Here is a 13,984-nt window from a genome sequence, read left to right on the forward strand (position 1 = left end):
GTCAGGCGCTGATCATCAGGCGGGCCACATCCAGCATCCGCGCCGAGAACCCCCATTCATTGTCGTACCATCCGAACACGCGGATCTGATGCTCTCCGATCTGACGGGTCTCGGGGCCTGCGAGGATCAGGGATTCGGCGCGCGCGCGTAGGTCGGATGAAACGAGGGGATGATCTGTCCAGCCAAGAACAGCGGTCGCAGCAACCGCGTCTCGCAGCGCGTCGTCGAACTGCTTGGCGGTCATGCCGCGTTCGAGCGTTGCCACGAGGTCAACGGCCGAGACGCTGGCAGTGGGAACCCGAACCGCCGCACCCGAGATGCGACCGGCCAGATGGGGCAGGACCACATCGATCAGATGCGTGGCACTGGAGGTCGTCGGGACCATCGACAGCGCGCCTGCGCGGGATCGCGCGAGGTCGCCGCGCGGGGCGTCGACCATGGGCTGGCTGTTGGTATAGCAGTGGATCGTGGTCATATGGGCCGAGACCAGCCCGCCCAGCGTATCAAGCAGTTTGACCAGCGGTGCGAGGCCGTTTGTGGTGCACGAAGCATTGGACACGATCCGCGCGTTACCAAGCTGATCCTCGTTCGCACCCAGAACCACCGTCACTTCGGCGGCGGGAGATGGGCCGGAAATCAGGACTTTGCCAGCACCTGCGCTCAGCCCTCGACTGGCGACATCAGAGGTCCGTGCGATGCCGGTGCAATCCAGCATGACGTCTACGCCGGACAGATCTACGCGCGCCAGATCGGTGCTATGCGACATGGGAATGGCGCGCCCATCAACGATCAGCGTGGCGTCCTGATGTGTGACGGAGCCGGGGTAGGGTCCGAAGGTGCTGTCATATTGAAACAGATAAACGCAGGTCTCGATCGGCGCGATGTCGTTGATCAACACCAGCTCAATATCCGAATACTGCGGCAGGCTGAGGACCTGACGCAGAATCGTGCGGCCAATGCGGCCGAATCCATTGATCGCTATTCTCATGGCCAAGCTATGGCAGGCCGATTATGCGACCTCAATGATTGGATTGTACCAATTTTCAGCCGCAGCTGACCTGCGAGAAGAACTGGCCCGAGATGTTCTGATACATGCTGGAAACAATAACCTTACAGCCCGTTGCCTGCTGAATGGCGGCAATCGCCTGGATCGTGCGCAAACGTGGCGGAGGACCGAACGGGTTCAGATTGTTGTTGTCGCGCGTTGCGCGATAGACCACCGGCGCGTCCGCGACCTGCGTAACCGCCCAGGTGCGGCTCATGACGAAGACGGACTTGGTTTCTTCCTTGGCCGCGACCGGAGCCGCGTTAAATGCCGTAAGCCCAAGGGTGGCCGCCAATGCAATCATCGTTCCGCGCAGTAACATCGAACTATCTCCAGTGCTGAAAACTCATGTGATTTCATCAGATTCCAGCGATTCTGGGAACCCCTGTACGGCAATTTGACCATAAGGCGGTCAATCGCGGATCAGCGGGCAGGCATCGAAAGCGGCATGTGGCGGTTTACGTCCTTATAGAGCAGATAGCGGAACCGGCCCGGACCACCGGCGTAACAGGCTTGCGGGCAGAAGGCGCGCAGCCACATGTAATCGCCTGCCTCAACCTCAACCCAATCCTGATTCAACCGATACACGGCCTTGCCTTCAAGCACATAAAGCCCGTGTTCCATCACGTGGGTTTCGGCAAAGGGAATCACGCCGCCGGGCTCAAAGGTGACGATGTTGACATGCATGTCGTGGCGCAGGTCTTCGGGGTCGGCAAAGCGGGTGGTGGCCCAACGCCCCTCGGTTCCGGGCATCGGTGTAGGTGCGATGTCGCGCTCGTTGGTGATGATCGGGTCAGGGGCGGGCAGGCCGGGCACTGCCTGATAGGCTTTGCGTACCCAATGGAAGCGGGCAACCGTCTCGGACAGGTTGCGCAGCGTCCAATCGCTGCCGGGCGGGATATAAGCGTAGCCGCCGGTATCCAGTTCATGCGTTGATCCGCCGAGCGTCAGTGTCACGCGCCCTTCAACCACAAAGATCACCCCTTGTGCGTTCGGATCGGTTTCGGGCTGATCGCTGCCGCCATTGGGCTGAACTTCCATGATGTATTGCGAGAAGGTCTCGGCAAACCCGCTGAGCGGGCGGGACAGGACCCAAAGGCGCGTTCCTTCCCAAAATGGCAGAAAGCTGGTGACGATGTCGCGCATAGTGCCTTTGGGGATCACCGCATAAGCATCAGTAAACATGGCGCGATCGGTCAGAAGTTGCTCTTGCCCTGGATGCCCGCCGGTGGGCGCGTAATACTGTGGATGTGTCATCGAAAGCCTCTGCTGCGTCTTGCGTCACTATCTGCTGAATGCCGCACGCATCCTAGCGGCTGCCTTGCGATAGGTTTGTTCGGGATAATTTGAAGGTGGCAGGCTGGGGCTTGGCCGCGGTCGCTTGGCGGTATATCCTTGAGAGCAAATGTATTTCAGCTCAGAGAGACGCTCATGAAAGCCCGAATTTCTGTTGTATTGGCTGCCGCATTGGCCTTCGCCGCAGGCGGAGCCGTGCAGGCCAAATCAATTTCACGGATCATCGCCGAAATGGGGTTGAGCCCCGCCGATTTCGAAGTGGTGAGCGCCACATCGAACGGGTTGCTGAACGCGGGCACGCCTTCAGTCGGAGCAGAGAGGGCTTGGGTCAATGAAGACACAGGTTCAAACGGGACGGTTCGCATTCAAAGCGTACAAGGCAACTGCGTGGTTCTGCAGCATGTTGTCCAACCCGAGGGCACTGGCAATACGCGCGACATCAGAACCCGTCGGTGCAAGAGCGCAGATGGCAACTGGTTGCTGGCGCCGTAAGCTTCAGTAACCCAACTGCCGGTCGACCTCGTGCAGAAGTGCCGTGCCGGATTGCAGCCTGCGGAAATTCTCGGCCACATCCGACAGCGCATCGCCCAGATGCCAACCCGAGACGTGAGGTGTAATCGTCACGCCCGGATGCTGCCAGAGAGGGCTTTCCGCGGGCAGCGGCTCTTGTCGTGTGACATCTAGAACCGCGTGGGCGGGCGTGCCCTGATCTAAGGCGCTGATCAACGCTGCCTCGTCAATCAGATCTCCGCGACCCGCGTTCAACAGGTGACTGCCGGGCTTCATAGTGGCCAGCATACGCGCGTCGAACAGATTCACCGTTGCGGGCGTCGACGGCAGAATGGCGCAGACATGATCGCATTGGCCTAGCAGTTCAGGCAGGGCGTCATCGCCATGCAGGCATGTGACACCTTCGAACTGTTTGGGTGAGCGGCTCCACCCCATCACCTGAAACCCCACGGCGCGCAGCATATCGGCGGTTCGTCCGCCGATATGTCCCAGCCCCAAAACGCCGACCACGGTATCTGGCGTAAAGATCGGAGCTTGCGGAGCCCATTCAGCGCGCGCTTGCGCGCCTTCGTATTGCGCCATATGGCGCTGGGCACGCAGAATATAGGCCAGAAACCACTCGGCGATACCCTGTGCCGGAGCGTCGGGCTTCAGGCGCGTCACGCGGACATGATCGGGCAGGCTGGGATGGCCGACGATTGTCTCAACTCCCGCCCCGAGCTTTTGCACCAGTTTCAGATTGGACAGCCGTTGGGGGAGGTCCGCTTTCAAGACCGAGACTGCGATCATCGTGATCTCATCTACGTTCCCCACGGTTTCGGGGGTGCGCACATCTGTCTCCGGATCGTGCTTCTGGATTTCGCGCGCGATTTCTTCGTTGCTCAGCCAGCCCGAAAGGCCTGTATCCACCAACAACGCCATTTGCGCCGCTCCTTCATTCATTTTGTCCAAGTGACGTGCCGTCACTCAACTGGACAGCGCCCCAGCAGCTAAGCCATCCTCTTGGCAAAGGTAAAGGCCGGCGCGCCACCGGACGGAGGATTTTTCATGACCATGACATTCGGACTGCGCGAGGAAAACCGCGCCCTGCTGCAGCGTGTTGCCGACATGATCCGTGATGAGGTCATGCCGCTGGAGGGAGAATACCAAGCCGAGATCAACAAAGGTGATCGCTGGCAATATACCGAGCGCCAGTCTGAGATACTCGAAGGGCTCAAGGCTAAGGCCAAGGCGGCGGGCCTGTGGAACTTCTGGTTGACCGACAGCGACAAGGGTTTTGGCCTCAGCACGGTTGAATACGCTTATTTTGCCGAGGAGATGGGCAAGACTCCATTAGGCGCGGAAGTGTTCAACTGCTCGGCCCCAGACACCGGGAACATGGAGGTTTTTGAACGCTACGGGTCCGACGCGATGAAAGAGCAGTGGCTGAAGCCGTTGCTCGACGGGCAGATTCGGTCTGCCTATCTGATGACCGAGCCTGATGTGGCCTCATCAGATGCCACCAATATCTCGATGTCCTGCGTACGGGACGGGGAGGACTACGTTCTAAATGGCGAGAAATGGTGGTCTTCTGGCGCAGGTGATCCACGCTGCAAGGTCTATATCGTGATGGTCAAAACGGGCGGAGACGATCTGCCCAAGCATCAGCGCCAGTCGATGATCGTGGTTCCAGCGGATGCTCCGGGGATCGAGGTGCTGCGCCCGATGGAGGTTTATGGTCACGACGACGCCCCCCACGGGCATATGCACATACGGTTCACGAATGTCCGGGTGCCGGCTGAAAACATACTGCTGGGTGAGGGGCGCGGATTCGAGATCGCCCAAGGCCGGTTGGGGCCGGGCCGTATTCATCATTGCATGCGCGCCATCGGTCAGGCTGAGGCGGCGCTGGAACAGATGTGCAAGCGCGCGCTGCAGCGCGAGGCGTTCGGAAAGAAGCTGGCGCAATTGGGCGCAAACTACGACATCATTGCCGAATGCCGGATGGAGATCGAGATGGCGCGTCTGCTCTGTCTGAAGGCGGCGTGGTACATGGATCAGGGTGATGCGCGTGCAGCGGCCCCATGGATCAGTCAGATCAAGGTTGTGGCACCTAAAGTGGCGTTGAAGGTGATCGACGAGGCCGTGCAGATGTTCGGCGCACAGGGGATCAGTCAGGATACACCGTTGGCGAATGCCTGGACTCATGTGCGTACCCTGCGTCTAGCGGATGGGCCAGACGCAGTGCATCGCCGTCAGGTCGCGCGCGCAGAATTGAAGAAATACACGCAAGAGAAAGTCTGAGGCGACAGAACCACGATGGCATTGGATGTGTTGGGGCAAGCGTATTTCCATCAGAATGCGCAGGGTGTGTTTGTCGGCAATGATCCCGCGCGCGGGCCGTGGTCTGCGGATCACTGCCACGCGGGGCCTGTCAGTGGTCTGATCGTGCGGGCGGCAGAAACCGAAGTGGGCCCTGACAAGATGCTGACCCGGCTGACAGTCGATCTGCTGCGTCCGCTGCCTTTGGCGGGCCTGAGGGTTGCCGCCGAGACCACGCGCCATACCAAGACGCTGGCGACCACGCGGGTTACGGTACATGACCTTGATGACACGCTTTGCGCCACGGCCACCACGATGCACATGATACGCAAAGACCTTGGGTCAGTGCCCGATGTCGACCTACCCGCGCCGCGGGTCGAGGAAATGGTCGACGGGCCGTTCCCAATTGGTGAAATGCGGCATGATCTGCCGGGCTTCGCCCATCACTCCCAAATCGGCTATCCCGCAGGCGGCAATCAGGGGGCGGGTCCCAAAACGGTCTGGATGCGCACGCCCCCATTGCTGGACGGAGAAGAGCCGTCGCCTATTCAGGCCCTTTGTCCGCTGGCTGATTGCGGCAATGGTATCTCGTGGAATGCGCCCACGACCGAGATGGGGTTCATGAACACGGATCTGACAGTGCAAATTCACCGAGAGCCGGTTTCGGATTGGCTGGCCTCCGAGTCGATCTCGCATTGGCAATCCTCTGGCATTGGCATGTCGCAGTCGGTGCTGTTTGACACGCAGGGACCAGTTGGGACGGCGCTGCAGACATTGGTTCTGTTCCCGCCAGGCTAAGGCGGCGGGTTTCTGCACGATTTCGCGCAATCGGATTGCCGATGCCTGTCGTCTGGCCTATCTTTTTGCCATGCGTTGGCTTGCCCTCTCTCTGACCTGCTGCCTGCCGATTCCGGCCTTGGCCCACCCGCATGTCTTCATCGACACGGGGTTGGAATTCATTGTGGACGACGCAGGCAATCTGACCCATGTGCGCGTAACTTGGGCCTATGATGAGTTCTACTCGCTACTGGTTCTCGAGGAATACCGTTTGGATCAGGATGCGGATGGCGTCCTGACCGAAGCAGAAGAACAGCAGCTGTCGGGTTTCGATGCGCAATGGGTCGATGGTTATAATGGCGATCTGGTCATCCGCATAGGCGAGACAATCGTCCCGCTTTCTGGTCCGTTGGAGCCTCAGGCCACGACCGAGGATGCGCGCATCGTCACCACCCATCTGCGCGCGGTCGAAGGTGGGCCGGTTCCGGCAAACGCCCTATCGATCAAAGCCTTCGATGAGAGCTTTTATACCGCATATGAAATGACCCGTCCCGTCACGGTCTCGGGCCCTACGACCTGCGAGGTCGAGCGGACCGACCCGGATATAGATGCAGAGCTGGCGCAGATGCAGGCATTCTTGCTGACGCTCGATACAAATTACGATCTTGAGGAAAATGATATCCCGCTGGTCGGCGAGAAATTCGCAACCGAGATTCGGCTTTCATGTCCAAATACCTGATAGTCCCCGTTGCCATCGCTTGCGGGGCGCTTCTGTGGTTCTGGGGCAGCGGCGGCTTTGACCATCTCGCCGCCTGGGCCGCCGGAGAGCAGCGGGAATTCCAGAACCAGATCGCCCGCGCTCTGCGCGCGGCGCGTGCCGAACAGCCCGAGGCTGTCGCGACGCTACTGACTGTCTGTTTTGCTTATGGGTTTTTCCATGCCATCGGGCCGGGCCACGGCAAGGTCCTTATCGGAGGTTATGGGCTGGGTCGTCGCGTGGCGTTCTGGCGGCTGTCCGCGATCAGCGTCCTTTCTAGCCTTGGGCAATCCGTAACTGCCGTTGTGCTGGTCTATTCAGGGGTTCTGGTATTCCAGACGTCGCGCGAGTCGCTGGTGAGCACCACCGAACAGGTTATGGCCCCGATCAGCTATGGCGCGATTGCTGCAATTGGCTTGTGGCTGATCTTTCGCGCGCTTCGCAGTTTCGCGCGGCGTCATAGAAACCGAGGATCGCATCTGCATGACCACGATCACCATGCGCATGATCATGACCACCACCATCACGATCATGAGGTCTGCTCGGATTGCGGCCACCGCCATGGTCCGACCGCCGAAGAGGTCGCTCAGGTCGGCAGCCTGCGCGAGGCGCTGGTTCTGATCGCAGGCATCGCCGCACGCCCCTGCACAGGCGCGTTGTTTGTGCTCATCCTGACATGGCAAATGGGTATCGCGATGGTTGGTATTGCAGGTGCATTCGCCATGGCGCTGGGCACCGCAACTGTCACGACTCTCGTCGGGTGGACGTCCTTTGGGTTGCGCGGTGGATTGTTGGCCTCAGCCTCGGCCACGCGCTTTGCATCGGTGCTGGCCCCGACCATCGAACTGGTGGCAGGTCTTATCATCGCCGTGATTGCAAGCGGGCTTTTGATGCGCGCTTTGTAATCTTAGTCGAAAACCGGCTCAGGATACCCGACCCGTGCCAGATAGAGCCCCTGCGGGGGGCAAACCGGGCCACAAGCCGCACGATCAACCGCCTCCAGAGCATTACGCACATCCTCCGGCGTCCATGCTCCGGCCCCCACACGCTCTAACGTGCCAACAAAGCTGCGTACCTGATTGTGCAGAAACGACCGGGCGCGGACGTGGAAATGGATTTCGGGGCCCGAGAAGCCTTCAACCTGCTCTACGCGCAGCTCATCCAATGTTTTGACCGGGCTGGCGGCCTGACAGATGGAGGATCGGAAGGTAGTGAAGTCATGTCGTCCGATCAGCATATCCGCCCCGGCCTGCATCGCCGCGACATCGAGCGAATGATTGATCTGCCAGACTTGCCCCCGATCATGGGTCGCGGGCGCACGGCGCATCAGGATGCGGAACAGATACTGCCGCTCGAGCGCTGAAAAGCGCGCGTGCCAGTCGTCATCGACCCGCGCAGCTTTGATAATGGCGACAGGCTGCGGCTTGAGGTGATAGTTCAACGCTTCGGACAGGCGGAACGGGTCCCAGTCCTTGACCAGATCGCAATGGGCCACTTGCCCCAACGCGTGAACGCCCGCGTCAGTACGACCGGCGGCGGCGATGGTGTGGTCTCCGGGTTCGATCCGTGACAAAGCCTGTTCGATTGCCCCCTGAGCTGAGGGCAGTTCTTTCTGCCGTTGCCATCCGGCGAACGGTTCCCCCTGGTATTCGACTTTTAACGCATATCTGGGCATGGGGCGCTGGTATCGCGCCTTGGGCGGGCGGGCAAGAGGGCGAAAGCTCTGGCATGTGCCGCGACCGCTACCTATCTTGGGCGAAACGATAATTGCGGGGCGACGGCTTGGTCATCTCATCATTGGCAGACAGCTTGGTGCGCGGCGTCGAATCCGTGGGCGACCGCGTGTCTGAGACATTCTTCGAGCCGGTTATCCGGTTGGGCGTCACGGGATTGGCGCGGTCCGGCAAGACGGTGTTCATCACATCTCTGGTGGCCAACCTGCTGGATCGAGGCCGCATGACCAGCCTTGTTGCGCAGCAAGAGGGGCGGATCACCGCCAGCTATCTGCAACCGCAACCCGACGATACCGTGCCCCGGTTTGATTTCGAATCCCACTTGGCCGCTCTGACCGGTCCCACTCCGCACTGGCCGGACAGCACCCGCGCCGTGTCCGAACTGCGCTTGTCGTTCAAAGTCCAGCCTGCGGGGTTGTTGTCAGGTCTGCAGGGGCCTCGCACGCTGCATCTGGACATCGTGGATTATCCCGGCGAATGGCTGCTGGATTTGGCCCTGCTGGACAAATCCTACGAGGCTTGGTCGCGGGATACGCTGGACCATATTTCGAACCGTCCACAGGCCGAGGCATTTCTGGCTAAGGCTCAGGCGGTCGACCCAATGGCCCCACATGATGAGCCGCAGGCCCAGGACCTTGCTCGCCGCTTCACAGCCTATCTGAACGCCGCGCGCGAGGCAGGGTTCTATGATTGCACTCCCGGTCGGTTCCTTCTGCCGGGGGACCTCGCTGGTTCCCCTGTGCTTACCTTCGCGCCTTTGTCGGTGTCGGAGGCGTCGCGCCGCCGGTCCCTGCATCGCGAGATGGAGCGGCGTTATGAGGCTTATAAATCGCAAGTGGTCAAACCTTTCTTCCGGGATCATTTTGCCCGGATCGACCGGCAGATCGTTCTGGTCGATGCGTTGGGCGCGATCCACAAAGGCCCGCAGGCGGTCGAGGATATGCGCCGCGCAATGGCCGATATCCTGTCGGCCTTCCGCCCCGGTCGCAACGCATGGCTGAACAAGCTGCTGCTGGGCAAGCGGGTCGAGCGTATCCTGTTTGCCGCCACCAAAGCCGATCACCTGCACCACCTGCAGCATCCGCGCCTGACCGCAATCATCGAAGCCCTGACCCGTGAGGCGCGTGATCGCGCCAGTTTTGCCGGGGCTGAGACGGCGGCGCTGTCGCTGGCCTCGCTCCGGACCACCACGGAAGAGATGCGCAGCCATAACGGCGTCGAACTTCCTTGCGTGCGCGGCACCTTGCTGGACAGCGGCAAGCAGGCGGCTTTTTATCCCGGTGATCTGCCAGAAGACCCGGCCCATCTACTGGGCCCTGCGCGCAACGGGGCCGAGGGTTGGTTGGACGAGGATTATGGTTACATGGCCTTTGCGCCCGCCCATCTGACCCTGAACCCTGGCGACGGACCCCCGCATATCCGGCTGGACCGAGCCGCGCAGTTTCTGATCGGAGATCGGCTGTGACCGCGATCCTCCGCCCTGCGCGCAGCACTGATGCCGGAACCACAGGCGCGATTCTGCATGGGTTCGCGCGCGAGAACGACTGGATGCCGGAATTGCATTCCGAGGCTGAAACCATCGCGTTTTGTGGCAAGATGATCGATCTCGGCTGGGTCACGGTGGCTGAAATGCGGGGGCAGGTGGTTGGATTTCTTGCGCTGAACGGGGATGAGGTGCAGTCATTCTATCTGGCAGCCCCGGCGCGCGGACAGGGGATCGGTCAGAAATTGCTGGATCACGCGAAAGCACAACACACAGAGCTCAATCTCTATGCGTTTCAGGCCAATCACCCCGCCTGCCGCTTCTATGAACGCAATGGATTTGCCGAGGTTTCACGCGGCGATGGGTCCGAGAATGACGAAAACCTACCCGACATCAAATATATCTGGAAACGCAAGGAGGTGACCGATGGCTAAAGGTCCGGTCCTGATCGATCTGGAAGACGATGCCCCGGCGGCTGACGTTTCAACCGCACCTCCGGTACCCGATATCACGCCGCCTCAGGGGCAGGCGATGCAAGCAGCTGTTCGGTTTGCGGCACGGAAACCTTCGGCCTTGGCGCGCTGGTTCTGGGGTTTGGCTCTTGCGGTCGTGGGGGCGGTGGTTTCGGTCGTGACTTGGGATTTCGCCATCTCGCTACTTGAGCGCGCGCCAATTCTGGGTTGGATCGTTACCGGCCTGATTGCCGCTCTGCTGCTGGTCGTGCTGATCATTGCGTTGCGTGAACTGGCTGCAATCAGCCGTCTGTCTCGCGTGGACGGGCTGCGCCGCGCTGCTGATACCGCATTGGCGGATGAAGACCTGTCGCAAGCTCGCGCCGTCACCAATCGCCTGATCACATTCTACAACGGACGCGACGAAACGCGCTGGGGTCGAGATCGCCTGAAGGAGCGGATGGGCGAACAATTCGATGCTGCAACCCTGCTGACCTTGGCCGAAGACGAGCTTCTGGCCCCGCTGGATGCTGCCGCCAGCCGCGAGGTCGAGGCTGCAGCCCGGCAGGTCGCGACCGTGACCGCTCTGGTTCCGCTTGCGCTGGCTGATGTCGCGACGGCGCTGGCAAGTTCATTGCGCATGATCCGGCGGATTGCGGAAATCTACGGCGGGCGCGCAGGTGCCTTGGGCAGTTGGCGCCTGACCCGCGCCGTATTCGTACATCTGGTGGCAACGGGCGCAGTGGCGGTGGGGGATGATCTGCTGGAACCGATTTTGGGCGGTTCAGTCCTCAGCAAACTGTCCCGCCGGTTCGGCGAGGGGCTGGTCAATGGCGCGCTTACTGCCCGTGTTGGTGTTGCCGCGATGGAGGTCTGCCGCCCGCTGCCTTTCTCGACACGCCACAAGCCCTCGACCCGCGGCATGATCAAACGCGCGCTCAGCGGGCTGTTTTCCAGGACTTGATCTGGCGCAAGGCCGTGTTTGGTGCCGTCCTGCATAAACAGGGCGGAGCCAGCCATGACCGACCACGGCCACAGTCAGCAAGAGATTTCCGAGCGGATCAACGCCCCCCCGGGGCGAGGAGTGCTGCGCGATGTGGTTTATGGCGGCATCGATGGCTCGGTCACAACCTTCGCCATCGTTGCAGGTGTCGCAGGTGCAGGGTTATCGCCTTTTGTCATTGTTGCCCTCGGGCTGGCCAATGTGCTGGCGGATGGTTTTTCGATGGCGGCGGGGAATTATTCAGGAACCAAAGCCGAGCTCGACAACATCTACCGGATCCGCGCGATCGAAGAACGGCATATCAAGCTTTATCCGGATGGAGAGCGCGACGAAGTAAAGGAAATCCTTACACAAAAGGGCCTCTCGGGCAGCGTGCTGGACGAGGCGACGGACGAGATCACCTCCAACCATGACAACTGGATCAACCTGATGATCGAGGGCGAATATGGGCTGGGAAGCGTCGATCCGCACCCCCTCAAAGCCGCGATGGCGACTTTCTTTGCCTTTCTGGTCGCGGGGATGATCCCGTTGCTCCCGTTCCTTTTGTCGATCGCGAATGCATTCACCGTGTCAGCGTGGATGACGGCAGGCGTGTTCTTTGCCATCGGCGCGATGAAAAGCCGTTGGTCCCTTGCGCCGTGGTGGCGGTCAGGTGGTGAAACCCTGTTGATCGGAGGGGCTGCGGCGACCATCGCCTATTGGGTCGGATCACTGTTTCACCCGTGATGGGCAATGGTGTCGCAGATGTAAGACCAAAGCTGGTGCGGTCTGTATGACCCGCTAGGGTGTTTCAAACAGCTCCGATGAGACAGGCGTTTATCATGCGCGAGACAAAAACCGTATTGGTTCTGGGTGCTTATGGCTTCATCGGCGCATCTGTTGTGAGGCGATTGCGAGCCGAGGGTATTGCGGTCAGGGGTTTGGTGCGAAACCTCGGCATCGCTGCTCGGGTTTTGCCAGATGTTGAACTGATCCAAGGCGATCTTCGAACGCTCACGCAGGTCCGCAACTGGCAGGCCATCCTGCGCGAGATTGATGTCGTGGTGAATTGCGCCGGGGCATTGCAGGATGGCGGGCAGGACGATCTGCGCGCAGTGCATCAGCTGGCAATCGCGGCTCTGGGACAAGCCTGCGCGGAGAACGAGGTGTCGATCATTCAGGTCTCGGCCATCGGGGCCTCGCCTGACGCTACAACCAACTTCATGCGCAGTAAGGCCGAGGGCGATGCAGCCCTGCGCGCCAGTGGTGCCGTACTGTGGGTGCTCAGGCCAGGTCTGGTCATCGGGCAGAGTGACTATGGCGGCACCGCTCTGCTGCGCATGCTGGCGGCGGTGCCTATCGTGCAACCCATTGCCTATCCGCAGACGCCAGTTCAATGCGTCGGCATGGAGGACCTATGTACCGTGATCCTCTCATGCGTTCAGGGCGATCTGCCCGAAGGCGACTATGATCTGGTTGAAGACAGTCCACACACGCTGGCTGAGGTTCTGGCGGCCACCCGCCATTGGCTTGGGTTTCCTGTCGCACACCGTGTCATATCGGTGCCTTTCGTACTAACCAAAGCGGTTGCTGGGGCTGCCGACCAACTTACGCGGCTGGGATGGAGGTCACCCCTGCGCAGCACCGCGATGACTGTGATGGAACAGGGCGTCGTGGGTGACCCTGAACCTTTCCGCGCTGCGACTGGTCGGTCCCTGCGCGGACTTAGCGAGATTTACGATAACTTAACCTGCGCGCGTGAACACCGGTTGAGCGCTCGGATGACACTGCTGATGCCCGTAGTGATCGGCGCATTATGCCTGTTCTGGCTGCTGTCGGGGCTGTTTGGCCTGACAGGGCTGTCGCAGGCATCCGAAGTTCTCATCCGTTCCGGGTGGTCCGCCGGATGGACAGGTACAAGCGTCGTGCTGTGGTCGCTGGTTGATATCGCATTGGGGATGGCGTTGCTGTGGCGGCCCTGGGCGGCGCGAGTTTGTCTGGCTCAGGCCGCAGTCGCCGCTTTCTATTTGATTGCGGCGACACTGTTCGTGCCTGCGCTATGGCTCGATCCGCTGGGACCTCTGCTCAAGGTCATCCCGGCGCTTTTGCTGTCCGTGACCGCAATCCCTATGCTTGAGAGCCGCTGATGGATCCCGACCTTATCCTGCGTTGGTTACACGTGATCGGGGCTTGCGTATTGCTGGGAACCGGCGCTGGGATTGCGTTCTTCATGTTGATGGCACATCGCACAAAGGACGCACGCGTTATTGCCCACACTGCGGGTATTGTCGTGCTGACCGATCTGCTGTTCACGAGCTCGGCGGTTGTGCTGCAGCCTCTCACAGGCTTTCTGCTGGCGTGGCGGCTTGGATGGTCGCTTGGTGAAGGTTGGTTGCTGATGTCGATCATTCTTTATGTCGTGACCGGCTTGTTCTGGCTGCCGGTGGTCTGGATACAAATCCGCCTGCGCGCTTATGCGCAAGACGCTGCAAGCACCGGTAGCGAACTCCCGCTGGCCTATTTCCGTCTGTTTCGCATCTGGTTTGCCTGCGGCATACCAGCTTTTACCGCAGTATTGGCGATCCTGTGGCTGATGCTTGCGCGACCCGATTTTGCGTTGTTTTAACCTACCTGAGCAATTGGTCGTA

General features: G+C 60.4%; 16 protein-coding genes. 11 read left to right on the forward strand and 5 right to left on the reverse strand.

Annotated elements, in window-relative coordinates:
• Position 1: 1 nt before the first annotated feature.
• From ACR0NF_RS00415 to ACR0NF_RS00425, 3 genes are all read right to left on the reverse strand, one after another.
• A complete protein-coding gene (locus tag ACR0NF_RS00415; protein ID WP_480777583.1) occupies positions 2-988 on the reverse strand; it encodes a type I glyceraldehyde-3-phosphate dehydrogenase in 987 nt (328 codons plus the stop codon).
• A 55-nt stretch (positions 989-1,043) separates the two neighbouring features.
• Positions 1,044-1,367, reverse strand: coding sequence for a hypothetical protein (locus tag ACR0NF_RS00420; RefSeq protein ID WP_480777584.1), 324 nt, complete (start codon positions 1,365-1,367; stop codon positions 1,044-1,046).
• A 101-nt stretch (positions 1,368-1,468) separates the two neighbouring features.
• Positions 1,469-2,302: a bifunctional allantoicase/(S)-ureidoglycine aminohydrolase gene (locus tag ACR0NF_RS00425; RefSeq protein WP_480469100.1), complete on the reverse strand. Its 834-nt coding sequence runs from the start codon at positions 2,300-2,302 to the stop codon at positions 1,469-1,471.
• 174 nt (positions 2,303-2,476) lie between these two features.
• Between ACR0NF_RS00425 and ACR0NF_RS00430 the strand changes: the two genes are divergently transcribed.
• Positions 2,477-2,833 (forward strand): hypothetical protein, encoded by a 357-nt coding sequence (locus ACR0NF_RS00430; RefSeq protein WP_480469101.1) that lies wholly within the window; start codon positions 2,477-2,479, stop codon positions 2,831-2,833.
• A 3-nt stretch (positions 2,834-2,836) separates the two neighbouring features.
• On the opposite strand, the gene ACR0NF_RS00435 is transcribed toward ACR0NF_RS00430, so the two are convergent.
• On the reverse strand, positions 2,837-3,772 hold the full coding sequence (locus ACR0NF_RS00435; protein WP_480666580.1) for a 2-hydroxyacid dehydrogenase: 936 nt from the start codon (positions 3,770-3,772) through the stop codon (positions 2,837-2,839).
• Between the two features lie 126 nt (positions 3,773-3,898).
• On the opposite strand from ACR0NF_RS00435, the gene ACR0NF_RS00440 reads away from it, so the two are divergent.
• The 4 genes from ACR0NF_RS00440 to ACR0NF_RS00455 all read left to right on the forward strand — a co-directional run bounded on the left by ACR0NF_RS00440 (position 3,899) and on the right by ACR0NF_RS00455 (position 7,591).
• A complete protein-coding gene (locus ACR0NF_RS00440; RefSeq protein WP_480469103.1) occupies positions 3,899-5,134 on the forward strand; it encodes an acyl-CoA dehydrogenase family protein in 1,236 nt (411 codons plus the stop codon).
• Positions 5,135-5,149: 15 nt separating this feature from the next.
• Positions 5,150-5,950: a thioesterase family protein gene (locus ACR0NF_RS00445; protein ID WP_480469104.1), complete on the forward strand. Its 801-nt coding sequence runs from the start codon at positions 5,150-5,152 to the stop codon at positions 5,948-5,950.
• Between the two features lie 70 nt (positions 5,951-6,020).
• Positions 6,021-6,668, forward strand: coding sequence for a DUF1007 family protein (locus ACR0NF_RS00450; RefSeq protein WP_480666581.1), 648 nt, complete (start codon positions 6,021-6,023; stop codon positions 6,666-6,668).
• The gene (locus ACR0NF_RS00455) at positions 6,653-7,591 is read left to right on the forward strand and encodes a nickel/cobalt transporter (protein WP_480666582.1); all 939 of its coding nucleotides are present in this window, start codon (positions 6,653-6,655) and stop codon (positions 7,589-7,591) included. The genes ACR0NF_RS00450 and ACR0NF_RS00455 overlap by 16 nt, the downstream gene beginning before the upstream one ends.
• Before the next feature lie 2 nt (positions 7,592-7,593).
• Here the strand turns inward: ACR0NF_RS00455 and truA are convergent, their stop codons facing one another.
• Positions 7,594-8,361: a tRNA pseudouridine(38-40) synthase TruA gene (gene truA, locus ACR0NF_RS00460; RefSeq protein ID WP_480666583.1), complete on the reverse strand. Its 768-nt coding sequence runs from the start codon at positions 8,359-8,361 to the stop codon at positions 7,594-7,596.
• A 107-nt stretch (positions 8,362-8,468) separates the two neighbouring features.
• Between truA and ACR0NF_RS00465 the strand changes: the two genes are divergently transcribed.
• From ACR0NF_RS00465 to ACR0NF_RS00490, 6 genes are all read left to right on the forward strand, one after another.
• Positions 8,469-9,884, forward strand: a complete 1,416-nt coding sequence (locus ACR0NF_RS00465) for a YcjX family GTP-binding protein (protein ID WP_480777585.1) — start codon at positions 8,469-8,471, stop codon at positions 9,882-9,884.
• Positions 9,881-10,336: an N-acetyltransferase family protein gene (locus tag ACR0NF_RS00470; RefSeq protein WP_480657074.1), complete on the forward strand. Its 456-nt coding sequence runs from the start codon at positions 9,881-9,883 to the stop codon at positions 10,334-10,336. The genes ACR0NF_RS00465 and ACR0NF_RS00470 overlap by 4 nt, the downstream gene beginning before the upstream one ends.
• Positions 10,329-11,318: a YcjF family protein gene (locus ACR0NF_RS00475; protein WP_480777586.1), complete on the forward strand. Its 990-nt coding sequence runs from the start codon at positions 10,329-10,331 to the stop codon at positions 11,316-11,318. The genes ACR0NF_RS00470 and ACR0NF_RS00475 overlap by 8 nt, the downstream gene beginning before the upstream one ends.
• Positions 11,319-11,372: 54 nt before the next feature.
• Positions 11,373-12,083: a VIT1/CCC1 transporter family protein gene (locus ACR0NF_RS00480; RefSeq protein ID WP_480777587.1), complete on the forward strand. Its 711-nt coding sequence runs from the start codon at positions 11,373-11,375 to the stop codon at positions 12,081-12,083.
• A 95-nt stretch (positions 12,084-12,178) separates the two neighbouring features.
• Positions 12,179-13,483 (forward strand): SDR family oxidoreductase, encoded by a 1,305-nt coding sequence (locus ACR0NF_RS00485; RefSeq protein WP_480469112.1) that lies wholly within the window; start codon positions 12,179-12,181, stop codon positions 13,481-13,483.
• Positions 13,483-13,962: a DUF2269 family protein gene (locus tag ACR0NF_RS00490; protein ID WP_480469113.1), complete on the forward strand. Its 480-nt coding sequence runs from the start codon at positions 13,483-13,485 to the stop codon at positions 13,960-13,962. The genes ACR0NF_RS00485 and ACR0NF_RS00490 overlap by 1 nt, the downstream gene beginning before the upstream one ends.
• Positions 13,963-13,984 lie beyond the last annotated feature (22 nt).

The sequence above is a fragment of the Ruegeria sp. CF4 genome, assembly GCF_056537345.1.